Genomic DNA, 23,788 nt, shown 5'->3' on the forward strand with positions numbered 1-23,788 from the left:
TCAGGTTATAGTTTTTAGAATTGACACAAGGTATAGCACGCAACACCCGCTTGCCGCAATTTATCTTCGCCACCGAGTTCAGGCAAAGAAACAACGAAAGCGGCTTCTGCAACCGCTGCTCCAGTCGAACGAATCAGCTTATCTGCGGCTAAAACAGTTCCACCGGTAGCCAATAAGTCATCGATAATGAGAACCTTATCATTGCTCGTTAAAGCGTTCTCATGCATTTGTAGCTCATCTTCTCCGTACTCAAGTGCATAACTTTGGCTGACGACCTTACCAGGCAGCTTTCCCGGCTTTCTTAGTAAGGTTATGCCACAACCAAGTGCGTAAGCTAATGCCGACCCGAATAAGAAACCCCGAGCTTCAATAGCCGCAATTTGGGTCACTCCACTTTTTTCATAACGCTGTTTAAGTGCGTCAATACTGCTCTTAAAAGCATCGTGATTTTGCAATAGTGGAGTAATATCCCGGAAAACAATTCCCGGTTTTGGGTAGTCGTGGATAGCACCGATAGAGTCCTTCACTTCCTTTAGACTTGCTTCCATAAATCCTTGCTCTTCAGTTAAGCAACCGCTTTAGCTGACCAATTCTGGACAGAGTCTACTAAATACTCTGCATCCAACGGCTTAGATAAACATTGTGTTGCACCGGCGGCCAGTGCTTTAGGCTCTACCTCAACTAATGAGTCAGTCGACATAAAGAGTAACGGTGCATTTCTATAGTTCTCGAGTTCTCTCAAGTTTTTCAACAGCGAGAAACCGTCCATGACCGGCATTTTGTGGTCAATGAGAATAATATCGTAGTAATCTTTTTTGGCCTTACTAAGACCGTCAAGCCCATCTTGGGCAGTTTGAATGTCGAGCTTTAACGGCTCTAACATTCTACGAATTGCCTGAAGCGTGTTGTCTTTATCTTCGACAATAAGCATTGAAATGGACATAACTGTCACTTACACCTTAAGCCTTTTACAGCTTGACTATTAGGCAGATAACACTTGTATTAGGCGCAGTACTAATGGCAAGCAGCCTGCGATAACAAACAAGACAATAGCGAACAACAAATAACCGAACCCAGCAGGTTCTTTAAACGACTCTGATGACATACCATCTACCTCCTAAATAAGTCGAGGCAGATCATACTTGATCCTTCCGGTTGATAAAAGCAGATCAGCCAATAAAAAACCCGACCTAATTAGGCCGGGTTTTTTTAAGATAACGAACGCTATCAGGTTAAATTATAATTCAATGCCTTTGCGTTTCGCGGTTGATTGAATATAACCTTTCCAGCTGCGAGCACTACGACGTTGACCGTCGAATTTAGCCGCTTCGTTAACGTATCTCATTGCCTGGCGGTAGTCACCACCATAGAAATACGCTTCAGCTAACGACATATAAACACGACCTTCGGCTTGACCTTCTAAATAATCCAATGCTTTTTTCAAAGGCTCTGCTGCTGCAATATACTGTTCGTTTAGCAGCATAATGTTACCGCGTTTACGATAGTACTCACCTTTGTTATCAGCATCTTCTGCAGCTTCCGCTGCACGAAGGTACCATTCAACCGCTTTATCTAGCGTTTTCGCACGATGATAGCTGTTTGCTATGGTCGCGAAATTCTTAGCGGTTTGCTCAATATCGCCTGCTTCTACATGCTTTTCCATAGTAGTAGCTGCTTTATACGGAATACCTTCATTATCATAAAGCTGAACCAGCATTTTAAATTGGCTTTCTTTATCTAGGTATCCTGCTAAATAAGCAACTTCTATGGTTTGAAGCGCTTTCGCTAAGTTCTCTTCCAGCATGTAGAACTGCGCTAACTGCGGCCACCATTGAGTCACTTCAGGAAGCTTATTCAAGCCTTCCTCAAGTACCCCAATTGCATCCGAGTACATTTTACGCTCGTAGTAAGAAGCCATCATTAACGTGTAAACGTTTTTGTCCGGCTCTCCATACTCTAGCGCAGCTTCAGCAAATGGGATTATCTGAGCGAATTCCTTCTTCTGGTAATAGGCATTCGCCATGTACAAGAAGACTTTAGGATCTTTCTCGCCAGTAAACTGAACCCACTTACGAAGGTACTCGATAGACTGGTCATACTTTTCTTCCTGAAGGCTGATTTGGCCAACAAGTTTCATAGCTGCAGCTTGGTCACTCCAGCCTAAAACATCTTGGTCAACCGAGCTTTTCAAGACTCTCAAAGCATCCGCCATACGCTCGTCAGCAGCATAGAGGTTACCAAGGAAGCGACCTAAATACGCAGAGTCGTAGCCAGGATCTGGCTCCTGCTCTTCCAGTACCGCTATCGCTTCTTTAATTTGCTCTTCTTCGTAAAGCTCGAACGCATCCATAATAGCGCGACCAATACTTTGCGAAGCCGCTTTATTGTCGCGAGCTTTTTTCTGCGCCTCAACGGTCTCTTTGTCCGGAATGTTGAAGCCAAGGTCCTGGGCCGAAGCCTGGACCGTGGTCATCGACATAACCGAAACAAAAGCCAGGGCACTAACAAATGTTTTCGCTAAATATTTCATTTCTTAGTTCCCATCCATTGTAAAGTCGAGCTGGACGGTCATACCTTCCTGACGAACAGGCTTGCCGTCAATGATTTTCGGCTTGTACTTCCAGCGCAACAATGCGCGACGAGCTTCACGGTCAAATACTCGACGAGGTTCAGAGTCAATGACTTCAACGTCAGTCACACCACCTTGTTTATCGATAGTGAACCGTAGTTGAACCCAACCTTCAGTCCCATTACGAGCCGCTTGAGGTGGGTAGCGTGGTTCGATACGAACGATAGGCGTTGCATCACCATCGCCGCTCAGACCTCCGCCAGGACCGGAAAGACCAGTGTCAGCTCCACCTACGTCCACATCAAAGCCCATATTCATGTTTAGGCTTGAGTCTGAGGTATCAGGCTCAGACTGTGGTGTTTCTGGCGGCTGCTCTGGTGGCGGCGGTGGCGGCGGCGGAGTTCGCCGACGCTCTTGAACGTCAGACTCAGGTGGCGACGTTACGATGTCAATGACCGGTGTTGGGGGCGGAGCTTCATTACTTTTCGCCCCCCCACCGATTAAGTAAGCCATGAAAGCAAACAAAGCAAACGTAACGGCCGCACCTAGTAGTAAAGATACTAAAAAGCGCACCATATTAGTTATTCTCCGCTGCTATGGATATCTTATCGATACCCGCTTCCTTAACTTGGTCCATGACTTCAACGACGCGACCATGTTCAGCTTCTTTATCCGCTTGAATAACCACTAAGTCAGTAGGCTGCTCTGCTAGCATACGCTCTAAGTTTGCTGCAACGCGCTCAACGTCGACTTGGCGTTTATCCATCCAGACTTCACCAGTATCACGAATTGCGATAAAGATGTTTGCTGAAGGCTCCTTGTTCGCCTGATTAGCTTCAGGTTTATTAACCTGAATACCAGCTTCTTTAACGAATGAAGTCGTTACGATAAAGAAGATCAACATGATGAAGACGATGTCGAGCATCGGCGTCATATCGATAGACGCATCTTCTTCTTCTCGATTACGATTACGTGCCATAGTTTTACTCTCTTAGTGATGTGGCAAACTGTCAACCAGGCCTTCTTTCGCACGACGAACCTTACTTTCAAGTCGAGTTGCGAAAAACATGCCGGATAAAGCTGCAACCATACCCGCCATCGTTGGGATAGTTGCCATCGAAATACCCGATGCCATTAGACGAGGGTTACCCGTCCCTTGCACTGCCATGATTTCGAAAACCGTAATCATACCGGTTACAGTCCCCAACAGTCCGACTAACGGACACAAGGCAACACAAGTTTTAATTAACAGAATACGAGCATTCAGTTTATCGTTCGCTTCGGAAATCCATGCTTCACGGATTCTATGGGCATACCATGAGGTAGTGTCCTTACGAGCATCCCACTTCGCAATAATTTCGTTGCGAAGCTTAGGGAATGCGCCAGTAAGGTACCAATAACGCTCAATCATCAGTACCCACATTAGAAAGAGCACCCCCATGACGATGTACAGAACATCGCCACCGGTAGCCAGAAAATCCCTGATAGATTCCCAAAGTTCCATCAGGTAAAGCATGGGTTACTCCTTCTCCGAGTGCGCAGCTACGATTCCCGCTGCCTGTTCGTCCAGAATATGAACGATAGACTTAGCGCGAGATGCCACAATACTGTGAGCCAAAATCAATGGAATAGCCGCGATAAGACCCATAGCTGTTGTTACCAACGCCATTGAGATATCGCCTGCCATGATCTTCGGATCACCGGTACCAAACAGTGTGATTGACTGGAACGTACCAATCATACCAACAACTGTACCTAATAGACCAAGCAATGGTGCGATAGCTGCGAAGATCTTGATGACGTTTACGCCACTTTCGATTTTCGGAGTTTCACGCAGGATCGCTTCGTCCAGTTTCAATTCAAGGTTTTCAGGATCTGCACTCTTGTTCTCTTGATACACTTTCAGGATACGACCTAAAGCATTGCTGTCTTTCGGGCTGTCAGGATTTTTCAGCTGCGAACGGATTTTGCCTGCAGCGCCAGTCAGCGTGATCAGCTTGAACAGAGAAATTAATAGACCGATGATTAATACAGCGGTAATAACATAACCAACTGTACCACCTTGGTGATAACGCTCAGAAAGTGTTGCTTTTTGAGTTAACAAACCAAGAATCTGACCTTTAGATGGGTCAAGGAAAACACCTTCGTAACCACTTTCAGTGTTAACAAAGTCTTGCGCTTGTCCTGTAGCACCACCTTCTGGTTGGCGACCTAACGGCTGAACTTGCTCAGTCGTGTCGTTATAAACCAGGTATTGATCACCAGAAATCAGGTTGAAAGTACCTAAACGAACCACTTCGCGCGTTTCAGTACCGCCATCAAGCAAAGTTACGTCAGTTTCAAACTTAACCACTTTACCTGACTGAACCATTTCAGTAAGAAGCGCTTGCCAAAGTTCTTCTAACTCTTCCAGAGTTGGAAGTTCTTTTGCTTCAGATAAGCTTTCCAGAACATCTTCACGGCCTGGATACTGAGCACTGATAATTGAAGTTGCAATACGACCGATAGTTTCGGTTGCCGCACCACGAACAACACCGAACATTTCGCCCAGAGTACCTTTTGCGTTCTCAAGCTCTTGTTCTTTGTTCGCTAGGTTAACTTCGTTTTCAGAAAATTCATTCTGCAAACGCTTACCACGTGCTTTCTCGTCTTCTAACTGCTGCTTAGCACGGTTTAGCATTGCTTGCTTGTCAGCACGAGCTGCTGTGAATTCGCGCTCACGCTCAGCATTTAATTCACGAGAAGATACACGGTTTTTCTCAACTAGCTGTAACAGCTCGTCAAGGTTCTTAGCTTCAGAGGTATCCTGAGCTTGTGCAGCGAGAGTCGTACCGGCAGAAAGGGTGACTGCTGCTGCAATCATTAACGATTTTACTAATTTATTCATTCTGCACTCTCCGCTGCGAATACTGGAAGTTTCACCAGATCGTAAGCTGTTTGCTTACGTGACATACGAATCGCTTGGGTCAGAGGACGGATAAACTCGTCTTCCAAAGCAGTCCACTCATCAGTTTCGTTGTTGTAAATCCAAGCGTTTCTCAAATCGAGAGACTGCGCCAGGAATGCAATACGACCCATGTGGAAATAGTCAACAGCCACTTGCTCACCGTCTACTTCCAAGTTGCCTTGGTAAGAAATCAAGCCCGAACCGTAATCCATTTCTGTCTGGTACGCTTCAATGATTTGACGGAATTGTTCAGACGTTGAAACGTTTGCGCTGTCCATAATGTCGCGCAGACCTTCAACACGTTCCATACGCTTCTCGCGGTGAATTGGAATATCCAACTTCACAAATTGCTCTAACGCATCGATCATTTCGTACATAAGAGGAACAACGCCCTGCTTAGTACGTTCGATGCCATCAATTTGCTTCTGCAAAGAGGCTAACGTTGCTTCCTGGTCATTAACCAAGCGCTGAACGTGGTCGTTGTAAACTTTCAAGTTCTCGTACTCAGCGACAACTGAGCGATACTCGATAAGAAGATCCTGGCTTTGCTCAAACAGAGAGTTCACTTTCTCTTGAGATTGAGCGTCCGCTTCAAGAATCTTTTTCTCTTCGTTTTGTAGCTTAGCTACATCGACTTGCTGTGCAGCGGCAACGCCGGTGCCAGCAAACGCCATCACACCCATCAGGGTTGCAGCGAGTTTGGTTCTTTTGATTACTTTGGTCATAGTTCCCAACCAATTTGACTTAACTTCCGCTTCAACGCCTAAGGCGCGAAACACCAGTTGTTTGAATGACGAAAAGATCTCGTTCTACGGTTTATAGTATTGTCGACAAAAGCGACAATAACCAAGAATATTCCCACGATGACTATACGCTGTCAACCAAGTCAACCTGAGTTAACCGCGCTATAGCTATCGCTTCAATTCTATACTGTAGAACACGGATCTGGACTCGTACAATCTCCAGATTTTATGACAACGTCCTGTCGTCAAACCATTTCATAGCCTCACATTCAGCAGAAACTACCTATTCTTGGCTACTACTCCTGTTTTGAATAGTATCACTTTTTGATCCACGAACAACACTAGCTTATAAATTTCAACGTTTTTTATACAAGTAATTTTTTAGGCTATATGTAATGACTTAAGCTATTTTTCTGATTCTCCCGTGTCATAAGGAATAAATTCTTTTATTATGGAACTATGAGACCGATAAATGACTTAACTTCAATTCAACATATTGAGCGCTTACTCAATGAGTTTACCGAGCAAGCCCAACATATTGATGAGCAAAATAGGCGCCAATCAAAAAAAGTGACTGAACAATGGTTCAGCCTTTCACTATTTCATACCCGCTCATCCATAGCCCGGGACTATGTCGAAGAAACAAAGCGTTTGTTAGCACAACTTTTGGCCGCTAAAAGAGAAGAGTCTCAACGCTTTTTGGCAGAAAAACTCAGCGCACAAATAGAAGCCTTAGCAACAGCGCTACGTTCAGGAAAGCTACCCGAGCAGGCTGAGGAGCAACGGGAGATTAGAGCCAGCCATTACCAGCAGCTTCACGAGAAGTTAGTCACTTACCGGGACTACGAGCGCCGTTTAACGGAAAACCTCTCTCAGGCACAAAGCACAGGTTCACAAGAAGCCGTTCAAATCGCTCAAAAGCGCTTGAACCGCTGTCAAATGGCTATTGTTCAATTAGAGCGACAAATTCAGCACCATGACGAAGGTTAATATCCCTTTCATCTATTCGCCGATATACAGTCAGCTTGAACTACCGGAGCGACACCGTTACCCAATCGAGAAATACCGTTTACTACACGACTGGGCCGTTCGTCGCGGCGCTCAGAAAGACCAGTGGCAAAGGCCTGTCACGCTGACATGGGAACAAGTCGCACAAACGCACTGCTCTTCCTATATAGAAAAATTAAAAACCAACAACTTTGAAAAAGCCGAATGGCGCAGAATAGGGTTTCCCTGGTCAGAACAGTTACTGACTCGGTCATTAACGTCTGCCGGAGGTACCGTACGGGCGCTACAAATGGCGTTAAGTTCATCCATTGCTATCCACTTTTCAGGTGGGTACCACCACGCTCACCATGACTGGGGAAGTGGCTTCTGTTTAATCAACGACTTGGCAATTGCCTGTCACCAGTTACTTTTACAGTATCCTCATTTAAAAATAGCGGTGTTAGACACAGATGTGCATCAGGGCGACGGCACAGCCACCCTCTTTCAAAATGACTCACGGGTATTTACGTGCTCAATTCATGGCGAGAAGAACTTTCCATTCTCAAAATCATTATCGGATTTGGATGTTCCGTTACCCAAGGGAACGGCTGATAAAAGTTACCTTCAAGCCTTGCAACATGCACTTAGTTTCATTGCGAAGAACGTAAAGCCTGATGTCATCCTTTACGATGCAGGCGTGGATATCTACACAAAAGATGAGCTGGGTCACTTTCACATTAGTTTAAACGGCCTGTTTCAGCGTGACATGACGGTACTTTCATTTTGTCGACAAAATGACATTCCTGTAGCAGCTGTCATTGGTGGTGGTTATCAGAGAAATTTAGAACGCTTAGTTCGTGGACACGCTCAATTACTCAGAGCCGCGTATTATGTCTATACTGAAAATAATTTCGAGTTAAGAAGCGTAGTAAGGAGTTCAGAAGATGAAGTTTGATGATGATATTCACAATTATTATGAACGTTTAGTTGTCGATCGCATTGAAGAGTTGGAGCTCGATAAACAGTATGAGCAAGAATTCCTGGCTGATTTATGCTGCCTGGTCTTGAATCAACTGCCGCCCCGTTATATTCGACATGAAGTGGACATGGCGTTTTTCCTTCCACCGTCAAAAAGACTTGATATGGAAATGCAGGTTCACAAGGCAATTACAGAAGCCCTGGAGTTTTTGAAAAATAGAAAGAGAGACGAAAACGATTAACGCTAGGAAGTTGGGTGGCGACTCTACCAGCCACACCCCGGCACACACATCCCCAACTACGGCTGCTCCCTTCCGGGCCTGACCGGGTTCGCTGGTTAGTGTTGCGGGGGGACCCGCAGAGTCACCATTGATGCTTTATTCAAAGCAGGCGCATTATGACGCACTTGCCTTAGGGACACAACCCGACAAGTACCTTTCGCTTACTTTTTCTGCAGTTTACGGGCAATGGCCTGTTTTGCCTCAGGAGAGCTTAACGCTTTGGCGAAATATTCAGCTTCACGGCTTATGCGTGCAGCGGTTGATTCAACCGGGTGCTTGAGTAACTTCTTCGACACCCGCAAAGACTGGCCAGATTGAGCTCTTAATTTATTGAGTACTTCCTCAACCTTACCCGCCAGCTGCTCTACTGAAACAACATGGTTCACGAACCCCAAATCTAAAGCTGTTTGCGCATCAAAGTTGTCTCCCAATAACAACAACTCAGCAGCTTTTTGATAACCACAAATTTGCGGCAGCAATAAGCTTGAGCCGGCTTCAGGTAAAAGACCTAACTGCACGAATGGCAACGCATAAACAGCCTCATTGCTACTAATAACAATGTCACAGTGCAATAGCAGTGTCGTTCCTATACCAATCGCTAAGCCATTAACGGCTGCAACGACCGGCACTTCCACTTTATTCAGGGTATGCAGAAAACGAAATGGTGGTGCTGATTCATCCAGGTTTTCAATTGCCAGAAAGTCGTTTAAATCATTACCGGCTGAAAAACTGTCACCTTCGCTTTCAAAAACAACGGCATTAATCGAAGTATCATCATTGGCTTGCTTCAACGCTTTTTCACATAAGGTATACATGTCTTGAGTAAAAGCGTTTTTCTTTTCCGGACGGTTCAGGCGAATTCTAACAACGCCATTATCCTTAGTTATTATTACCGGTTGTTCAGACATCAAACCTATCCTTTTATTGTTCTCGCTTTTTCCAGGCTTTGGCCGTTGCTTCATGCATGGGTACAATAATATCCAATGCACTTTTATCACCCGCAGGCAGTTCCATTTGGTTTGGCTTTTTAGGGGTTACTCGATCACCCCATTTAATCAGCCCTGCCCCACAAGTCAAGCCGCCGCCGAATACCGCTGACATAATGCTATCACCAGGCTTAATAATGCCGTTGTCGGCCGCTTCAGCAAAAGCGATAGGAAGTGTTGCGGAAGAGGTATTGCCGTACTTCTGAATATTGATAACGGTTTTCTCACTCGGCACTTTACACATTTTGCCCAGGAAGTCGATTAAGCGTTTATTCGCCTGATGTGGAATAAGTGCATCGATATCTTCCGTCGTCATGCCAGTTTGTTCAAAAACGTTTTCCACAGCGGCGCTCATACCTTTAACCGCTCGCTTGAAGATTTCCTGACCAACAAAGTCAAACTGCATAATGCCGTCGAAGTTAAAGCGGTCGAAATTAAAGCCAAAATCAAGGCTCAGCACATCACGAGCATCGGCATCACAACTTACGTGACTCGCTAACAATCCAACTTCATTGTCCGAGGCTTCCAACACCATAGCACCGGCTCCGTCACCGAAGAGCACCGCACTCTCACGCTTCGTCCAGTCTAGAATACGAGTTAGACACTCCGCGCCTATCAGTAAGACTTTACTGTGCGCACCCGTTCTTATCGACTGAGTCGCGAAATGCATGGCATATAAAAAGCCACTACAAGCCGCGTTAAGGTCAAAAGCAGCAGCATTTTTAGCGCCAATACGCTGCTGCACAGCAGACGCCACATTCGGAATAATTTCATCTGCAGTACAGGTGCCAACAATAATCAAATCAATTTCATTCGGATCTAAGTCCGCCGCAGCCAATGCGTTGCGTGCAGCGACTGTGGCTAATTCCGAAGTGCCCACGTGACTCACGCGTCGCTCCGAGATACCCGTTCTCGAAACAATCCACTCGTCAGAGGTTTCCAGGAAAGTGGCAAGATCATCGTTTGTCATAATGGCCGGCGGAAGGCATTTTCCCCAACCCGTGATTTCTGCATATTTTGTCACGGCAAAACCTTTTACTTCTGTCAGTAAATGCTGTCTGCGTGCTAAGCTACGTCGAGACGGCAGTATTTGCTCGTATCATAGCACGAATATTTGTCAGGTGAATGTATCTGAGGAAAAAGGACAACGGTTATGCTTCGTTTCATTCTTATAATTATTTCAGCTTCATTTATAACGGCTTGCTCAAGCCAGCCAGACCCGCTCATTATTAGCACGGCACCAATCAATGACACTTTTTCGATAAAAGTGAACCAACTTGACGTCATCGATACGCGAACATACTCCTACTTATATCGACACAAGAAAGATGACGACAAGGCGATATTTGCACCGCCCCAACAACCACTGACCAAAATTGTCCAGGATGCACTTACTCCATTAACCGACAGTGCGCCGAGCGGGCAAGGGTTAAAATGGTATGTGTCCATAGAAAAAGCGTTAATTGATGCAAAAACCAGTGCGTTGAAATATGAATTAGAACATCATGTCCGCATACGAGTAGAAGCGGTTAGAGATAACCGCCGTTACAGCAACTTTTATACAGGCAAAGCGCAATCTAGCGGTGCTTTGAAGCCAGCTCAGGCAACTATTGAACGTCAGTTTCGTAGCCTGTTGAATAATGTATTGAACGATATAGCTAACGACCCTAAACTCCGCTTAAGTGAGAGAGAGGTTTACTGATGAAGTTTTGGATTTTATTAACAAGCTTACTGGCCGCTTCTTGCGTCACCCCGGCCAATGCGGAAATACAGCCAGACAACCCATTCCCGCGAGTAAAAATGGTCACGTCGATGGGGAATATTACCGTCGAATTGAATCGTGAAGCGGCGCCGTTAACCATTAAAAACTTTTTTCGCTATGTAAAGAAAGCACAATACAATGAAACGGTTTTTCACCGCCTCGTCCCCGGCTTTGTGATTCAAGGTGGAGGCTACGATAAAGATTTTCAGGAAAAGCCCACGTTTGAGAAAATCGTCAATGAATCAGGCAATGGTCTATTAAATGAATACGGTACTATTGCAATGGCTCGCGAGCGAGGCCCACACACTGCGACCCGCCAGTTCTTCTTTAACCTCAACGACAACACATCTCTGAATCCTGAGAAAGGCGACTGGGGCTACACCGTATTTGGACGTATTGTTGAAGGCTTAGATGTGCTGGAAAAAATGGCAAAGCTCGAATCAAAACCCTTTGATGATGCAACTGGTTGGCGAGATGTTCCTGAAAATCCGCCCGTCATAAAGCGAATTGAGATAGTGCCACAAAGTTAATGGAAAAACGTATCCCCTTTTGGCAGGACATGGACGTCTATAAGCAGTCGCGTGTCTGGGTTATTTTCATACTCGGTATTGCCAGTGGCTTTCCATGGGTGATGATCGGTTCAGCGCTATCAGCCTGGCTGCAGGAAGAAGGCTTAACGCGTTCCGTAATTGGTTATTTCGGCGCCGTTTTCGGAGCCTACTCCATTAACTTCCTGTGGTCACCACTTATTGACAACGTAAAGCTTCCTGTACTCACCAAATGGTTGGGGCAGCGACGTAGTTGGATATTCTTATGTCAAATAGCGATTGCTGTTGGATGCTTTGCGCTAGCAAGCCTCAATATAACCGATAACCTGCACATAGCAGGCTTAACAGCATTAGCCATTGCTATTAGCTCGGCCACGCAAGATATTGCTATTGATGCTTACCGCATCGAATCGTTTTCTGAAACCGAAGGCCGTTTACAAAGCGCTGGTGCTGCCATGGCTACCGCCGGTTGGTGGACGGGTTACAGTGGTCTGGGTGCCTTGCCCTTTTTTATTGTTGACGGCGTTAGCTGGAGTTGGCAGCACGCCTATTTCGGGCTTGGTTGCGTTATGCTCTTTTTGGCCGCGGTTGTACTGCTTGTTCGCCGCACGACTTATACCGCCGTTTCAGAGACAGCCGAACCTGTATCGAATTGGTTCAGCTTTTTCAAAGAGCGCATAAAGCACACCGTTGTTTCACCTATTGCTGAGTTTTTCACGCGAAACGGCATAAAACTCGCGTTGTCACTTTTAGCATTTATTTTCTTGTTCAAAATTGGTGAAGCCTTTTTAGGCCGCATGTCTATTGTGTTCTATAAAGAAATTGGCTTTACCAACACAGAAATTGGCACCTATTCCAAGCTTGTAACCTGGTGGGTTACTATTGTCTTTGCAGTGTTAGGTAGTGTCGTAAACCTAAGACTAGGCATTGTGAAAGGACTGATTATTGGCGGCTTAGCCATGTCCGCTTCAAACCTAATGTTTTCCTGGATTGCGCTTGTCGGCCCCGACACCAATTTGTTCTTAAGTGCCGTTCTTATTGATGGCTTTACCAGTGCCTGGTCCACTGTGGCTTTTGTTGCATTCATTAGCTTGCTCTGCAACCGAACATTCACGGCAACGCAGTATGCACTCATGGCATCGCTGGGAACTTTAGGTAAAACGGTATTGGCTTCCTACAGTGGTGTATTAGTCGATTCAATGAACGGTAACTGGGCGCTATTTTTCGTTTTAACGGCAGTAATGGTCATTCCCAGCCTTTGTTTCCTTTGGTTTATTCGTAAGCCGCTGAAAAAGCTTGAGGAAGCACGAGATGCAAACTGACTACCATTGGTATGTATTAGGTCCTGGTGCTATTAGCGGACTCATCGCCTGCCATTTGCTTGAAGCTAAGCAGCAATGCTCGGTTTTAACTCGAAAAACAGAATCTGAACACGGCCAATTAACTCTGAAAGAAGGTGCAATCAGCAGCACTTATACATTACCTTTTTTGCCGACACAGGAATGTCAGTTGGTCAAAAACTCGGTGTTTATTGTTGCTGTAAAAGCCTTTGATGTCGTAAATGCTTTGGAAGAGATCACCGCGATTCCCGGCTTTCACAAAGACATGCCAATAATTCTGAGTCACAACGGTATGCTTGAGCTGCCTAACTCACTAACCTCATTGAATATTTATCACCTAGTGACCACCCATGGTGCGGTGAAGTTTGCTCAAGAGCCAACACATATTGTCATTGAGCACCGTGGGAAAGGTCGAAGCTGGCTTCAAAGGAAAGAAAATAAGGCAGACTTCGAGGCGATTTTAGCAAAGAGTTTTAAGCCCATTCTTTTTGAAAGCGATATTCAGGCCCGCCGTTGGTCAAAGCTTTTAATTAATTGCGTAATAAACCCGTTAACCGCCATTCATCAGTGTAACAATGGCGAGCTGCTTAAGGCTGAATGGCAGGAAGTTATTCAATCGTTGGTCAACGAAGCAGTCTGTGTTGCTCGCGTCGAACAGGTCAGTTTAGATGCCAAGAGTGTTTACGAGGAAATACTAAGAGTCGCTGGTGAAACCCGAAATAATGAGTCATCAATGAGACAAGATATACGTCATAATCGCCGTACTGAAATTAACTACCTAACGGGTTACATTATCAAAAAAGCAAAAAAAGCCGGCTTACAAGTGCCGGCTCACGAAAAGCTCATGAAAGACTTTGTCAGTCTTTATCCTCAATAAAATCGACCACCTCTAAGCCAAAGCCGGACAGCGCAGAGTAACGCTTCGGTGAGCTCATCAGGCGCATTTTATGAATATTTAAATCCGCCAATATTTGTGATCCTAAGCCGACATTACGTGACGCATTTGAAGCCGACGCCGTTGGCTTATGTTCACCGTGATCTTGCGCCTCAAACTCTTTTACCTGAGCAATAATATCTTCTGGCGTTTGCTGGCGGCCAATAATCACTAAAACACCGTCATTCTCGGCAATGTAAGACATTGCTTTCTGAATTGGCCAACTGCGCTTGGCGGCTCTGTCCGTTAAGAACGTATCATGGAAAGTATCCTGTAAATGCACACGCACATTCGTAACTTTGTCTTCCGCTATGTCACCATGCACAAGTGCCTGATGCACTTGTTTATCGATTGTGTCCTGATAAGTGACCAGATGAAATTCACCAAAGGCTGTCGGTAATGAGCACTCAGCAACACGTTTAATCGTTTTTTCCTGAGTCGAGCGGTACTCGATTAAGTCCGCGATTGTGCCAACTTTTATATCATGCTGTTTCGCAAAAGCTTCCAAGTCTGGGCGGCGTGCCATAGTACCGTCTTCATTCAGCACTTCCACAATAACAGAAGCAGGCTCAAACCCTGCTAAGCGTGCCAAGTCGCAGCCCGCTTCGGTATGCCCGGCGCGATTTAATACACCGCCCGATTTTGCTTTTAATGGGAATATGTGTCCCGGCATAACTAAGTCTTCAGGCTTAGCATCCTTTTTCACAGCATCTAGCACAGTCTTCGCGCGGTCGGCTGCCGAAATCCCTGTTGTAACGCCCTCTGCCGCTTCAATAGAAACGGTGAAATTGGTTGCATAAGGCGCGTTATTTTTGTCCACCATCAGCGGTAAGTTCAGCTGCTGACAACGCTCTTCAGTTAAGGTTAAGCAAATAAGTCCACGGCCGTATCGGGCCATAAAGTTGATGGCTTCTGGTGTCGCACATTCAGCGGCAATAATGAGATCGCCTTCGTTCTCGCGATCTTCATCGTCCATCAGAATCACCATTTTGCCCTGACGGATGTCTTCAATAATTTCTTCTGTGCTATGCAATGACATAACGCTTAACCTTATCCTTTTATGAGTTGCGGTACCGCGATAACCCGCTGGTCATCACCCACCTGACGGCGGTCCGTTACCTTAAAACGTACCGCTTTATCCAAACTTTTTGGTTCTTCAATATCAAATAGCGAACGTGCCGCATCGCCCAATAACTGCCCCGAAGAGTACATCATAAGGCGATCGCAATAACCGTTTTCTATCAGCGCAGCGGCCAACGAAGCACCACACTCAGTCCAAACTTGATTCACTTCCCGTTTAGCCAGCTCAGTCATCAAAGCGCTCAGATCAACTTTTCCGCTGTCTGCTTTATCAATTATAACCTCGTGGCAATGGGCATGGCGGCTCGGTTTTCCCGGCTCGCATCTGACTAACCATACCGGTACGGATGATTCAAAGATTTTAGCATCATCAGTCACTCGGTTTTGGCTGTCGATAATAATACGTATGGGCTGTTTTAACGGTTCAGGCAGGGCCCGTGTTTTCGGCCACTGGCTTTCGCGAACGGTCAGCATAGGATTGTCTTTCAAAACAGTATCGGCACCAGTAAGAATAGCGTCTGACTGCGCCCGCCAATACTGTACATCAGACCGGGCATGAGGACCGGTTATCCACTGGCTTCGGCCATCGGACAGCGCTGTTTTCCCATCCAGTGACGACGCCATTTTAACGGTCACAAACGGACGTTGATGCCGCATTCTCGACAAGAAACCTGGATTCAGCTGTTCTGCTGACTTTTCCAAAACGCCCACCAAAACGTCAATATCCGCTTCATGCAAGCGCTTGATACCGTTACCGCTGACTCGTGGGTTAGGATCGTGCATGGCAACAACAACTCGGGCAACGCCCGCATCAACCAGTGCATCTGCACAGGGCGGAGTGCGCCCCATATGGCTGCAGGGCTCTAAAGTCACATAGGCGGTTGCACCTTGCGCTTCGGCACCTGCTTGCTTTAAGGCATGAATTTCCGCATGAGGTTGGCCAGCCTGCTGATGCCAGCCTTCACCAATAATTGTATCGTTCTTACTGATGACGCAACCAACCGCAGGGTTCGGACGTGTTGTCATGATACCGCGGCGCGCGAGTTCTATCGCACGGTGCATCATTTCATGATCAGTTTTTAACTGTGACGGCTTAATCATTCAGACGAGCGATTTCTTCGCCAAACTCTCGAATATCTTCGAACGAACGGTAAACAGACGCAAACCTGACATAGGCCACTTTATCGATTTGCTTAAGGTTTTCCATAACTAACCCACCAATGAAGTTGCTGGTAATTTCGCGCTCGCCGGTCGCTCTGATACTCGATTTAATTTTATTGATAGCCTGTTCCATAAGCTCCAGACTGACTGGGCGCTTTTCGAGTGCTCTTAACAGGCCATTGCGGAGCTTATCTTCATTGAACGGTTCTCTCGAGCCATCGGTTTTAATAACCCGCGGCATAATGAGCTCAGCCGTTTCAAAGGTCGTAAAGCGCTCCTTGCAATGATTACACTCACGCCGGCGACGCACCGAGGCGCCATCCGCAACTAAGCGCGAATCAATAACCTTGGTGTCTTGTGTGCCACAAAATGGACAATGCATTGCCTGACTCCTTTAAGTGCGCTTTACGACTCGTTTAACGACAGTGCGTAATTATCCGTATACCGGAAAGTTAGCGCACAACGCTTTTACTTGTTCACGCACTTCTGCAATTTTGCTTTCGTTAGAAATATCGTCCAAAACATCGCAAATCCAGTTGGCTACCTGCTCAGCTTCGGCTTCTTTAAAGCCACGACGGGTAATTGCAGGTGTACCTAAACGCAAACCAGATGTCACAAAAGGTGAACGTGGATCATTCGGAACCGCATTCTTATTAACCGTAATAAATGCATCGCCTAAAGCCGCATCGGCGTCTTTACCCGTAATGTCTTTGTCAATTAGGTCAACCAGGAATAAATGGTTCTGCGTGCCGTTAGAAACAATCTTATAGCCACGAGACTGCATTGCTTTGACCATTACGTTCGCATTTTTTAACACTTGTTGTTGGTACGCTTTAAATTCAGGCTGTAAGGCTTCCTGGAATGCGACCGCTTTACCAGCAATAACATGACATAAAGGGCCACCCTGGTTACCCGGGAATACGGCACTGTTCAGCTTCTTGTGCAGTTTCTCATCGTCACTACCTGAAATGATCAAGCCACCACGCGGACCCGCAAGAGTTTTGTGCGTGGTCGTTGTAACAACATGCGCATAAGGCACAGGGTTTGGATATTCACCCGCAGCAATTAAGCCCGCTACATGCGCCATATCGACCATTAAATAAGCGTCTACTTTATCGGCAATTTCACGGAATTTTTTCCAGTCAACAATACCAGAGTATGCTGAGAAACCAGCAACAATCACTTTCGGCTTATGTTCTTGCGCCAGCTTTTCAACTTCGGCGTAGTCTATTTCGCCAGTGCTTTCATCCAGACCGTAAGACACTGCGTTGTACAATTTACCAGAGAAGTTAACACCAGAGCCGTGAGTTAAGTGGCCACCGTGAGCCAGGCTCATGCCTAAGAAAGTATCGCCCGCTTCCATTAATGCCATAAAAGCCGCAGTGTTTGCTTGTGAACCAGAATGCGGTTGCACGTTTGCGTATTTTGCACCGAATAACTCTTTTGCACGCTCAATAGCCAAGTCTTCGACTTTATCGACAAACTCACAGCCACCATAATAACGCTTGTGCGGATAGCCTTCTGCGTACTTATTTGTCAGCTGAGACCCTTGCGCTTGCATGACTCGCGGACTGGTGTAGTTTTCAGATGCTATCAGTTCAATGTGTTGTTCCTGACGCTCAACTTCGCCTTGCATCGCTTGCCATAAGTCCGCATCAAAGTCGGCAATGTTCATCTCAGATTTCAGCATTACAGCTCTCCAAATCGTTAAATGGTCTTAATTTGTCGGGTATTTTACCTTAAAACACAAATGAGTGCCTAGTTCAGCGCAACAAAGTTTGGGGATGTTCGTAAATAACAGTAAACTATGCAGTAACTTTTTTGTTGATAGGAAGGATTTTACGTCGCTATGGCGCAATATATCTATTCAATGTCTCAGGTGAGCAAAGTTGTTCCGCCTAAGAAGACCATATTAAAAGACATTTCTTTGTCATTTTTCCCGGGTGCCAAAATTGGCGTTTTAGGTTTAAACGGCGCCGGTAAGTCAACCTTACTTCGTATTATGGCCGGGGTTGATAAAGAGTATGAAGGTGAAGCTCGCGCTTTATCGGGAACTCAAATTGGCTACCTGCCTCAGGAGCCAGAGCTGGACGAAAATAAAACGGTGAAAGAAACCGTTGAAGAAGCGGTGGCGGACGTTAAAGAGGCCTTCGCTAAGCTCGATGAAATTTACGCGGCTTACGCTGACGAAAATGCTGACTTTGACGCCCTGTCAAAAGAGCAAGGCGAACTAGAAGCTTTACTACAGGCAAAAGACGGTCACAACATCGACAACATTCTGGAGCGCGCTGCAGATGCACTACGCTTACCAGAGTGGGATGCCAAAATAGGCAACTTGTCAGGTGGTGAACGCCGTCGTGTGGCTATCTGCCGCTTGCTGTTATCGAAGCCCGATATGCTCCTTCTCGACGAACCGACAAACCATTTAGACGCTGAATCTGTTGCTTGGTTAGAGCGCTTCCTGCACGATTACACCGGTACCGTCGTTGCCATTACCCACGACCGTTATTTCCTTGATAACGTTGCTGGTTGGATCCTGGAGCTTGACCGGGGCTATGGTATTCCGTGGGAAGGTAACTACTCCTCTTGGCTGGAGCAGAAAGAGAAACGTCTGGAGCAGGAAGAGCGTTCAGAAAAAGCTCGTCAGCGCACCATTAAACAAGAGCTTGAGTGGGTACGTACTAATCCGAAAGGCCGTCAGGCGAAAAGCAAAGCGCGTCTTAACCGCTTTGAAGAGCTGCAAAGTGGTGACTATCAGAAGCGCAACGAGACCAACGAGTTGTTTATTCCGCCAGGTCCTCGTTTGGGTGACAAAGTCATTGAAGTTAATGGTATTAGCAAAGCTTACGAGAAGCGCCAGCTTATCGATAACCTAAGCTTCAATGTTCCTAAAGGTGCCATTGTCGGTATTATTGGTCCTAACGGTGCGGGTAAATCCACCTTATTCCGCATGATCAGCGGCGAAGAAAAGCCGGACAGCGGCTCTATCGAATTAGGTGAAACCGTGCAACTGGCCAGTGTTGATCAGTTCCGTGACAGCATGGACGACAGCAAGACTGTTTTTGAAGAAATTACCGACGGTAATGACATTCTTAAAATTGGTAACTTCGAGGTTAATGGTCGCGCCTATGTTGGCCGCTTTAACTTCCGTGGTACCGACCAGCAAAAACGTATTGGCGAATTGTCTGGTGGTGAGCGTAATCGGGTGCATTTAGCGAAGCTGTTAAAAGCCGGCGGCAACGTACTGTTGCTCGATGAGCCAACCAACGACTTAGACGTTGAAACCTTGCGCGCACTTGAGGAAGCCATTCTGGAATTCCCGGGATCCGTCATGGTTATCTCGCACGACCGTTGGTTCCTTGACCGTATCGCTACCCATATTCTGGATTACCGTGATGAAGGCGAAGTGGTCTTCTACGAAGGTAACTACAGCGACTACGAAGCTTACATGAAAGAAAAATTCGGTGAGCAGGCAATGGAGCCACACCGTATTAAGTATAAGCCTATCGGCTAACAGCCTTTATAAGGGGCGAGGCTGCCAGGCCACGCCCCTTTTATTGCAAATCCAGTCTGCATGCACCCCAAAGGTCTCCGCCAGGTTGGCTTTTGTCAGCACTTCAAATGGTTGTCCGTGACAAACCAATTCACCCTTATCCAGTAAAATCAATTCATCACAATACTCAGCCGCCTGCGGAATATCGTGAATAGCCATGATCACTAACCTTCCATGCTCGCTTTGTTTTTTCAGCAATTGTAAAACATTGAGCTGGTGATAAATATCCAGCGCATTGGTCGGTTCGTCGCAGAGTAAAAGCTCTGGTTCAGCGACTAACGCCCTGGCCAGTAGCACCCTTTGCAGCTCACCACGCGATAAACGCTGAATAGAATGTCCGTTAAACTCCGACAGATTAAGCGTTGCACACACGTTGTCGATACGCCGTTGCCGCTCTGAACGGGATATACGCCTTTTGAGCAGACCAATATCGATGATATCCGCCATCGTCATATCCCATTGGGGGATGTCATCTTGAGCCATGTATGACAGTGTATTAGCGCGCTCAGTGTCCTTCATAGCTGATAACGGCTGCTGATTCCAGGAAAAACGTCCTGATGCTGTTTCAATGCCGGCTATGGCTTTAAGTAATGAGCTTTTACCGGCACCATTAGGGCCTATTAGGCCCACCAATTTACCGCTATCGATAGAGAGTGTAATGTTATTTAAGCGCTGCCGAGTCACACCTTTCAGGCTGCCATTTTCTATTGTTAGCATTGTGTCTACCTCACCGCCTGCCGAGATTTCTGTCTAACCAGTAAAGCAATAAGTAAAGGAGCCCCAATAACTGCCGCAACCACACCTAATGGCAGTTCCCGACCAACACTAATAAGGCGCACAAAAATATCGATAGAGAGCACCAGTACAGCTCCAGCCAAGGCGCTCATCGACAGAACTTGTTTGGGGTGATTAAGCCCGACTAATCTCACCAGATGCGGTGCCAACAGCCCCACAAAACCAATAATTCCAACGCTGACTACGCTACTACCTGCCAGTAATGCAACGGCTATAAGTACTAAGTTACGCCTTGTCGGATAGCTATAACCCATGCTAACGACGGTTTCTTCGGAAAAGGTTAACGCCGTCAAAAAGCGAGACTGAGTTAACACCAATACTGCGCCGATTAAAGCAAAAGGCAGCATTAAATTCACATGTGACCAGCCCCGGTTTGCAAGGCTTCCAAGGGTCCACTGGCTCCATTCCTGAAAAGCGAATGGGTTGGGCGCCAGGTACAGCAGCAATGCCATAATAGCTCCTGCCAAAGAGGAAATAGCCACACCGGCTAAAATGACCCGGTTCACATCGGCATAATTTCCCGCCATTACCACCACGACAACGATAGCGGCTAAGCCGCCGGTCAATGCGATAAAGGGTAAAAGCCAGGAGAACGTTGGCAACAAACCAAAATAAAGCACAGCGACCGTCGTTAACGCAGCCCCGGATGAGACGCCAGTAAGTCCGGGCTCTGCGAGCGGATTTCTGAGCAAAAGCTGCATGGCAGCGCCAGCCAGTCCAAGCACCGCGCCATTGACTACTGCAAGAACCAGTCGTGGTAAACGAATATCAGCCAATATGGCCTGCTGATAAGCCGATAATGCATCGGTTCGCCACCAGTCCCATAGCGTTAAGCCACTACTGCCTTGCGACAAATGCCACGCGGAGAGAGCGATAATCAAGAGAGTAAGCGCTAACACCCATTTGACGATACTACTCAATGTTTTCTCTCCTATGGCCAAGCGCTTCGACATAAGCATTCGCATTCACTACGGGGCAAGACGATGTCTCGTGAGGAATAAACTGAACTTTGTTTTGTTCCGATATCCACTTTCGCACCACAGGGTGATGTCGCCAAATATTAGCCAGTGCGAAGTCTGCCGTCGCCGCATCTTCAGTGAATCCTTCCATAATGACAATGCCAGGTCGCCAGGTTATTAACTGCTCGAGATCGACCGATACTAAGTCATAACCGGCCGTTGCTGCCAAGTTTTTCCAGCCCATTTTTTTGAATAGCGTGTCGGTCCAGCTCCCCTGACCCCAACTGTATTGATTAGGCATAATCACTATTGCAGACTGGCTCCCGGCTTGCGCAATGAGAGAACGCTGTAATTCCGCTTTATGTTGCTCTACCTTTCTTGGATAACCCGTTTGGTTGGCCATAATACTCAACCACTGCTCATAAGCCTCCCAGTTTCTCGGTTGCGGCAGCACCACAACATCCACGTAACCTTTTAGCGCTTTAACCAGTCTGGGCTGGTTAAACTCCGTTGCAAAAACTTTTGTCGGTTTTAGCGCCAGTATGCTCTCCAGCGTTCCATTATGTCTTGCCACACCCGTCAACTCGTTTTCGTCATGCAGGCGCGTGATACCAACAAGCTCCTGTCGTTCACTCCATCGTGCCAGAGCAATATCAATACATTGATTTAACGACACCCAGCGCGCACTTTCCTTTGCTTGAACAGGCGCTGTTAGTACCAAAACTGTTAGTGCCCCAAAAAGTACAGCTATGGCTGTCAGTTTAAATGACATCGAGTGCCTGCTGCAGATTTTTAACACCAATAATTTCCATGCCTTCCGGCGCCGTTTTAGGTTTATTGGCAATAGGCACCACGGCTTTTTTGAAGCCATGCTTCGCCGCTTCATTTAATCGCTCCAGCCCGTTTGGCACAGGACGAATTTCGCCGGCTAAACCAACTTCGCCGAAAGCAACTAACTCTCTCGGCAACGGGTCTCCTTTGAAACTCGACACAATGGCTAGCAACAAGGCTAAATCGGCTGAGGTTTCTGCCACTTTCACCCCACCAACCACGTTAACGAAAACATCTTGATCGGATACTTGTAAGCCGCCATGGCGATGCAAAACGGCGAGCAATAACGCCAAGCGAGTTGCTTCCAGACCTACGGCAACCCGACGTGGATTCGCCAGTGCGGAGTAATCGACTAGCGCCTGTATTTCCACCAGTAAAGGTCGGGTACCTTCCCAAACCACCATGACGACAGAGCCGTTGCCTTGTTCTTCAGCACGTTGCAGGAATATCGCCGATGGATTCGACACCTCTTTTAAACCACCGCCTGTCATGGCAAAAACCCCAAGCTCATTCACTGCGCCAAAACGGTTCTTGGTGCCGCGCAAGGTCCGATAGCGAGAATCTGAAGAGCCATCTAAAATAACTGAACAGTCAATACAGTGCTCCAGTACTTTAGGGCCTGCCAGAGAGCCTTCTTTGGTCACATGCCCGACCATAATAATGGCGACATTCTTTTGCTTTGCGTAACGCGTTAAGTAAGCTGCCGCTTCCCGCACTTGAGACACGCTACCTGGCGCCGACTGAATGTCCGCCAAGTGCATAACCTGTATTGAATCGATAACCATAATGGCGGGCTTTTCTTTGTCAGCCAGCTGGCAAATCGTTTCAACCGAGGTTTCCGACAGCATCCGTAATTTATCTGTCGGCAAGTTTAGGCGTTGCGCTCGCATAGCGACCTGTTGTAATGATTCTTCCCCCGTCACGTACAACGCCGGCATTTTTTCTGCTAATTGACAAAGCGTTTGCAACAACAAGGTACTCTTACCAGCGCCGGGAGAGCCTCCAATTAGAATAGCTGAGCCGGGCACGACGCCCCCACCCAGCACACGGTCGAACTCTTTAAAGCCTGAGCTAAAGCGCGGAACTTCCTGCAGGTCAACCTCGCTGAGCGTTTGCACTTTGCTTTCGGTCATACCGGCAAACCCCTGGCGGGCAACGACAGGTGAAGCCGACTTTGATGCCAGCCGAACTTCGGTTAAGGTATTCCATGCTTTACATTCTGTGCACTGTCCTAGCCAGCGCGGGAAGTCCGCGCCACAGTCGCTGCACACATATGCCATTTTTGCTTTTGCCATTAATCTGCTTCTCGTTTTAATATGAGGTAATATTCAAGA

Annotated in this window: 27 protein-coding genes and 1 other RNA gene; 8 read left to right on the forward strand and 20 right to left on the reverse strand. The window is 46.8% G+C overall.

The window, feature by feature from the left end; translation table 11 throughout:
- Window positions 1-14: 14 nt before the first annotated feature.
- The 9 genes from UM402_RS09140 to UM402_RS09180 all read right to left on the reverse strand — a co-directional run bounded on the left by UM402_RS09140 (window position 15) and on the right by UM402_RS09180 (window position 6,241).
- The gene (locus UM402_RS09140; RefSeq protein WP_058578733.1) at window positions 15-548 is read right to left on the reverse strand and encodes an adenine phosphoribosyltransferase; all 534 of its coding nucleotides are present in this window, start codon (window positions 546-548) and stop codon (window positions 15-17) included.
- Between the two features lie 17 nt (window positions 549-565).
- Window positions 566-943, reverse strand: coding sequence for a response regulator (locus tag UM402_RS09145; protein ID WP_053952596.1), 378 nt, complete (start codon window positions 941-943; stop codon window positions 566-568).
- A gap of 39 nt (window positions 944-982) precedes the next feature.
- Window positions 983-1,105: a hypothetical protein gene (locus UM402_RS09150; protein ID WP_268762555.1), complete on the reverse strand. Its 123-nt coding sequence runs from the start codon at window positions 1,103-1,105 to the stop codon at window positions 983-985.
- Window positions 1,106-1,237: 132 nt separating this feature from the next.
- Window positions 1,238-2,530 carry a hypothetical protein gene (locus UM402_RS09155; protein WP_058578732.1) on the reverse strand — a complete coding sequence of 431 codons (1,293 nt, stop codon included), beginning with the start codon at window positions 2,528-2,530 and terminating at the stop codon, window positions 1,238-1,240.
- Window positions 2,531-2,533: 3 nt separating this feature from the next.
- Window positions 2,534-3,145 (reverse strand): energy transducer TonB, encoded by a 612-nt coding sequence (locus UM402_RS09160; RefSeq protein ID WP_058578731.1) that lies wholly within the window; start codon window positions 3,143-3,145, stop codon window positions 2,534-2,536.
- A 1-nt stretch (window position 3,146) separates the two neighbouring features.
- Complete coding sequence (locus tag UM402_RS09165; protein ID WP_058578730.1) at window positions 3,147-3,548, reverse strand: ExbD/TolR family protein; 402 nt, start codon at window positions 3,546-3,548, stop codon at window positions 3,147-3,149.
- Window positions 3,549-3,560: 12 nt separating this feature from the next.
- Window positions 3,561-4,085, reverse strand: a complete 525-nt coding sequence (locus UM402_RS09170) for a MotA/TolQ/ExbB proton channel family protein (protein WP_058578729.1) — start codon at window positions 4,083-4,085, stop codon at window positions 3,561-3,563.
- 3 nt (window positions 4,086-4,088) lie between these two features.
- Window positions 4,089-5,456, reverse strand: a complete 1,368-nt coding sequence (locus tag UM402_RS09175; RefSeq protein WP_058578728.1) for a MotA/TolQ/ExbB proton channel family protein — start codon at window positions 5,454-5,456, stop codon at window positions 4,089-4,091.
- Window positions 5,453-6,241 (reverse strand): DUF3450 domain-containing protein, encoded by a 789-nt coding sequence (locus tag UM402_RS09180; protein WP_058579558.1) that lies wholly within the window; start codon window positions 6,239-6,241, stop codon window positions 5,453-5,455. The genes UM402_RS09175 and UM402_RS09180 overlap by 4 nt, the downstream gene beginning before the upstream one ends.
- A 477-nt stretch (window positions 6,242-6,718) precedes the next feature.
- Between UM402_RS09180 and priC the strand changes: the two genes are divergently transcribed.
- The 3 genes from priC to UM402_RS09195 are packed head-to-tail and all read left to right on the forward strand — an operon-like array spanning window position 6,719 to window position 8,466.
- Window positions 6,719-7,249 carry a primosomal replication protein PriC gene (priC, locus tag UM402_RS09185; RefSeq protein WP_058578727.1) on the forward strand — a complete coding sequence of 177 codons (531 nt, stop codon included), beginning with the start codon at window positions 6,719-6,721 and terminating at the stop codon, window positions 7,247-7,249.
- Complete coding sequence (locus UM402_RS09190) at window positions 7,236-8,201, forward strand: histone deacetylase (RefSeq protein ID WP_058578726.1); 966 nt, start codon at window positions 7,236-7,238, stop codon at window positions 8,199-8,201. Before priC ends, UM402_RS09190 begins: the two co-directional genes overlap by 14 nt.
- Window positions 8,191-8,466, forward strand: a complete 276-nt coding sequence (locus UM402_RS09195; RefSeq protein ID WP_058578725.1) for a late competence development ComFB family protein — start codon at window positions 8,191-8,193, stop codon at window positions 8,464-8,466. The genes UM402_RS09190 and UM402_RS09195 overlap by 11 nt, the downstream gene beginning before the upstream one ends.
- Window positions 8,467-8,487: 21 nt before the next feature.
- On the opposite strand, the gene ffs is transcribed toward UM402_RS09195, so the two are convergent.
- The 3 genes from ffs to UM402_RS09210 all read right to left on the reverse strand — a co-directional run bounded on the left by ffs (window position 8,488) and on the right by UM402_RS09210 (window position 10,515).
- An RNA gene (gene ffs / locus UM402_RS09200) (signal recognition particle sRNA small type) lies at window positions 8,488-8,584 on the reverse strand.
- Window positions 8,585-8,666: 82 nt separating this feature from the next.
- The gene (locus UM402_RS09205; RefSeq protein ID WP_286875135.1) at window positions 8,667-9,413 is read right to left on the reverse strand and encodes an enoyl-CoA hydratase; all 747 of its coding nucleotides are present in this window, start codon (window positions 9,411-9,413) and stop codon (window positions 8,667-8,669) included.
- A 13-nt stretch (window positions 9,414-9,426) separates the two neighbouring features.
- Complete coding sequence (locus UM402_RS09210; RefSeq protein ID WP_058578723.1) at window positions 9,427-10,515, reverse strand: ketoacyl-ACP synthase III; 1,089 nt, start codon at window positions 10,513-10,515, stop codon at window positions 9,427-9,429.
- Between the two features lie 129 nt (window positions 10,516-10,644).
- On the opposite strand from UM402_RS09210, the gene UM402_RS09215 reads away from it, so the two are divergent.
- Genes UM402_RS09215 through UM402_RS09230 form a run of 4 tightly spaced genes read left to right on the forward strand, consistent with a single transcriptional unit; the run spans window position 10,645 to window position 14,018 of the window.
- Entirely contained in the window at window positions 10,645-11,193 is a 549-nt protein-coding gene (locus UM402_RS09215; protein ID WP_058578722.1) for a YajG family lipoprotein, read from the forward strand.
- The gene (locus UM402_RS09220) at window positions 11,193-11,783 is read left to right on the forward strand and encodes a peptidylprolyl isomerase (RefSeq protein WP_058578721.1); all 591 of its coding nucleotides are present in this window, start codon (window positions 11,193-11,195) and stop codon (window positions 11,781-11,783) included. The genes UM402_RS09215 and UM402_RS09220 overlap by 1 nt, the downstream gene beginning before the upstream one ends.
- Window positions 11,783-13,123, forward strand: coding sequence for an AmpG family muropeptide MFS transporter (locus UM402_RS09225; RefSeq protein WP_058578720.1), 1,341 nt, complete (start codon window positions 11,783-11,785; stop codon window positions 13,121-13,123). Before UM402_RS09220 ends, UM402_RS09225 begins: the two co-directional genes overlap by 1 nt.
- Window positions 13,113-14,018: a ketopantoate reductase family protein gene (locus UM402_RS09230; protein ID WP_058578719.1), complete on the forward strand. Its 906-nt coding sequence runs from the start codon at window positions 13,113-13,115 to the stop codon at window positions 14,016-14,018. The genes UM402_RS09225 and UM402_RS09230 overlap by 11 nt, the downstream gene beginning before the upstream one ends.
- Here UM402_RS09230 and ribBA read toward each other — a convergent pair.
- From ribBA to glyA, 4 genes are read right to left on the reverse strand one after another with little or no spacing between them, the layout of a single operon-like run.
- Entirely contained in the window at window positions 13,999-15,114 is a 1,116-nt protein-coding gene (gene ribBA / locus UM402_RS09235) for a bifunctional 3,4-dihydroxy-2-butanone-4-phosphate synthase/GTP cyclohydrolase II (RefSeq protein ID WP_053952611.1), read from the reverse strand. The two genes, UM402_RS09230 and ribBA, sit on opposite strands and share 20 nt — an antisense overlap.
- A gap of 11 nt (window positions 15,115-15,125) precedes the next feature.
- On the reverse strand, window positions 15,126-16,256 hold the full coding sequence (gene ribD, locus UM402_RS09240; protein ID WP_058578718.1) for a bifunctional diaminohydroxyphosphoribosylaminopyrimidine deaminase/5-amino-6-(5-phosphoribosylamino)uracil reductase RibD: 1,131 nt from the start codon (window positions 16,254-16,256) through the stop codon (window positions 15,126-15,128).
- A complete protein-coding gene (nrdR, locus tag UM402_RS09245) occupies window positions 16,249-16,698 on the reverse strand; it encodes a transcriptional regulator NrdR (RefSeq protein ID WP_053952613.1) in 450 nt (149 codons plus the stop codon). Before nrdR ends, ribD begins: the two co-directional genes overlap by 8 nt.
- Window positions 16,699-16,749: 51 nt before the next feature.
- Window positions 16,750-18,006 carry a serine hydroxymethyltransferase gene (gene glyA / locus UM402_RS09250; RefSeq protein WP_053952614.1) on the reverse strand — a complete coding sequence of 419 codons (1,257 nt, stop codon included), beginning with the start codon at window positions 18,004-18,006 and terminating at the stop codon, window positions 16,750-16,752.
- A 159-nt stretch (window positions 18,007-18,165) separates the two neighbouring features.
- Between glyA and ettA the strand changes: the two genes are divergently transcribed.
- The gene (gene ettA / locus UM402_RS09255) at window positions 18,166-19,830 is read left to right on the forward strand and encodes an energy-dependent translational throttle protein EttA (RefSeq protein WP_053952615.1); all 1,665 of its coding nucleotides are present in this window, start codon (window positions 18,166-18,168) and stop codon (window positions 19,828-19,830) included.
- A 6-nt stretch (window positions 19,831-19,836) separates the two neighbouring features.
- Here ettA and UM402_RS09260 read toward each other — a convergent pair whose 3' ends face one another.
- The 4 genes from UM402_RS09260 to radA are packed head-to-tail and all read right to left on the reverse strand — an operon-like array spanning window position 19,837 to window position 23,749.
- Complete coding sequence (locus UM402_RS09260) at window positions 19,837-20,586, reverse strand: ABC transporter ATP-binding protein (RefSeq protein WP_058578717.1); 750 nt, start codon at window positions 20,584-20,586, stop codon at window positions 19,837-19,839.
- A gap of 5 nt (window positions 20,587-20,591) precedes the next feature.
- A complete protein-coding gene (locus UM402_RS09265) occupies window positions 20,592-21,584 on the reverse strand; it encodes a FecCD family ABC transporter permease (protein ID WP_053952617.1) in 993 nt (330 codons plus the stop codon).
- Complete coding sequence (locus tag UM402_RS09270; protein ID WP_058578716.1) at window positions 21,577-22,395, reverse strand: ABC transporter substrate-binding protein; 819 nt, start codon at window positions 22,393-22,395, stop codon at window positions 21,577-21,579. Before UM402_RS09270 ends, UM402_RS09265 begins: the two co-directional genes overlap by 8 nt.
- Entirely contained in the window at window positions 22,385-23,749 is a 1,365-nt protein-coding gene (gene radA / locus UM402_RS09275; RefSeq protein WP_053952619.1) for a DNA repair protein RadA, read from the reverse strand. Before radA ends, UM402_RS09270 begins: the two co-directional genes overlap by 11 nt.
- Window positions 23,750-23,788 lie beyond the last annotated feature (39 nt).

The sequence above is a fragment of the Idiomarina sp. OXR-189 genome, assembly GCF_034373425.1.
GTDB classification, from domain to species: Bacteria; Pseudomonadota; Gammaproteobacteria; order Enterobacterales; family Alteromonadaceae; genus Idiomarina; species Idiomarina zobellii.

Bases quoted from the DNA above. Each gene is read 5' to 3' on its own strand.
- UM402_RS09140 (WP_058578733.1), bottom strand. From the start codon at position 548: ATGGAAGCAAGTCTAAAGGAAGTGAAGGACTCTATCGGTGCTATCCAC.
- UM402_RS09145 (WP_053952596.1), bottom strand. From the start codon at position 943: ATGTCCATTTCAATGCTTATTGTCGAAGATAAAGACAACACGCTTCAG.
- UM402_RS09150 (WP_268762555.1), bottom strand. From the start codon at position 1,105: ATGTCATCAGAGTCGTTTAAAGAACCTGCTGGGTTCGGTTATTTGTTG.
- UM402_RS09155 (WP_058578732.1), bottom strand. From the start codon at position 2,530: ATGAAATATTTAGCGAAAACATTTGTTAGTGCCCTGGCTTTTGTTTCG.
- UM402_RS09160 (WP_058578731.1), bottom strand. From the start codon at position 3,145: ATGGTGCGCTTTTTAGTATCTTTACTACTAGGTGCGGCCGTTACGTTT.
- UM402_RS09165 (WP_058578730.1), bottom strand. From the start codon at position 3,548: ATGGCACGTAATCGTAATCGAGAAGAAGAAGATGCGTCTATCGATATG.
- UM402_RS09170 (WP_058578729.1), bottom strand. From the start codon at position 4,085: ATGCTTTACCTGATGGAACTTTGGGAATCTATCAGGGATTTTCTGGCT.
- UM402_RS09175 (WP_058578728.1), bottom strand. From the start codon at position 5,456: ATGAATAAATTAGTAAAATCGTTAATGATTGCAGCAGCAGTCACCCTT.
- UM402_RS09180 (WP_058579558.1), bottom strand. From the start codon at position 6,241: ATGACCAAAGTAATCAAAAGAACCAAACTCGCTGCAACCCTGATGGGT.
- priC (WP_058578727.1), top strand. From the start codon at position 6,719: ATGAGACCGATAAATGACTTAACTTCAATTCAACATATTGAGCGCTTA.
- UM402_RS09190 (WP_058578726.1), top strand. From the start codon at position 7,236: ATGACGAAGGTTAATATCCCTTTCATCTATTCGCCGATATACAGTCAG.
- UM402_RS09195 (WP_058578725.1), top strand. From the start codon at position 8,191: ATGAAGTTTGATGATGATATTCACAATTATTATGAACGTTTAGTTGTC.
- UM402_RS09205 (WP_286875135.1), bottom strand. From the start codon at position 9,413: ATGTCTGAACAACCGGTAATAATAACTAAGGATAATGGCGTTGTTAGA.
- UM402_RS09215 (WP_058578722.1), top strand. From the start codon at position 10,645: ATGCTTCGTTTCATTCTTATAATTATTTCAGCTTCATTTATAACGGCT.
- UM402_RS09220 (WP_058578721.1), top strand. From the start codon at position 11,193: ATGAAGTTTTGGATTTTATTAACAAGCTTACTGGCCGCTTCTTGCGTC.
- UM402_RS09225 (WP_058578720.1), top strand. From the start codon at position 11,783: ATGGAAAAACGTATCCCCTTTTGGCAGGACATGGACGTCTATAAGCAG.
- UM402_RS09230 (WP_058578719.1), top strand. From the start codon at position 13,113: ATGCAAACTGACTACCATTGGTATGTATTAGGTCCTGGTGCTATTAGC.
- ribBA (WP_053952611.1), bottom strand. From the start codon at position 15,114: ATGTCATTGCATAGCACAGAAGAAATTATTGAAGACATCCGTCAGGGC.
- ribD (WP_058578718.1), bottom strand. From the start codon at position 16,256: ATGATTAAGCCGTCACAGTTAAAAACTGATCATGAAATGATGCACCGT.
- nrdR (WP_053952613.1), bottom strand. From the start codon at position 16,698: ATGCATTGTCCATTTTGTGGCACACAAGACACCAAGGTTATTGATTCG.
- glyA (WP_053952614.1), bottom strand. From the start codon at position 18,006: ATGCTGAAATCTGAGATGAACATTGCCGACTTTGATGCGGACTTATGG.
- ettA (WP_053952615.1), top strand. From the start codon at position 18,166: ATGGCGCAATATATCTATTCAATGTCTCAGGTGAGCAAAGTTGTTCCG.
- UM402_RS09260 (WP_058578717.1), bottom strand. From the start codon at position 20,586: ATGCTAACAATAGAAAATGGCAGCCTGAAAGGTGTGACTCGGCAGCGC.
- UM402_RS09270 (WP_058578716.1), bottom strand. From the start codon at position 22,395: ATGTCATTTAAACTGACAGCCATAGCTGTACTTTTTGGGGCACTAACA.
- radA (WP_053952619.1), bottom strand. From the start codon at position 23,749: ATGGCAAAAGCAAAAATGGCATATGTGTGCAGCGACTGTGGCGCGGAC.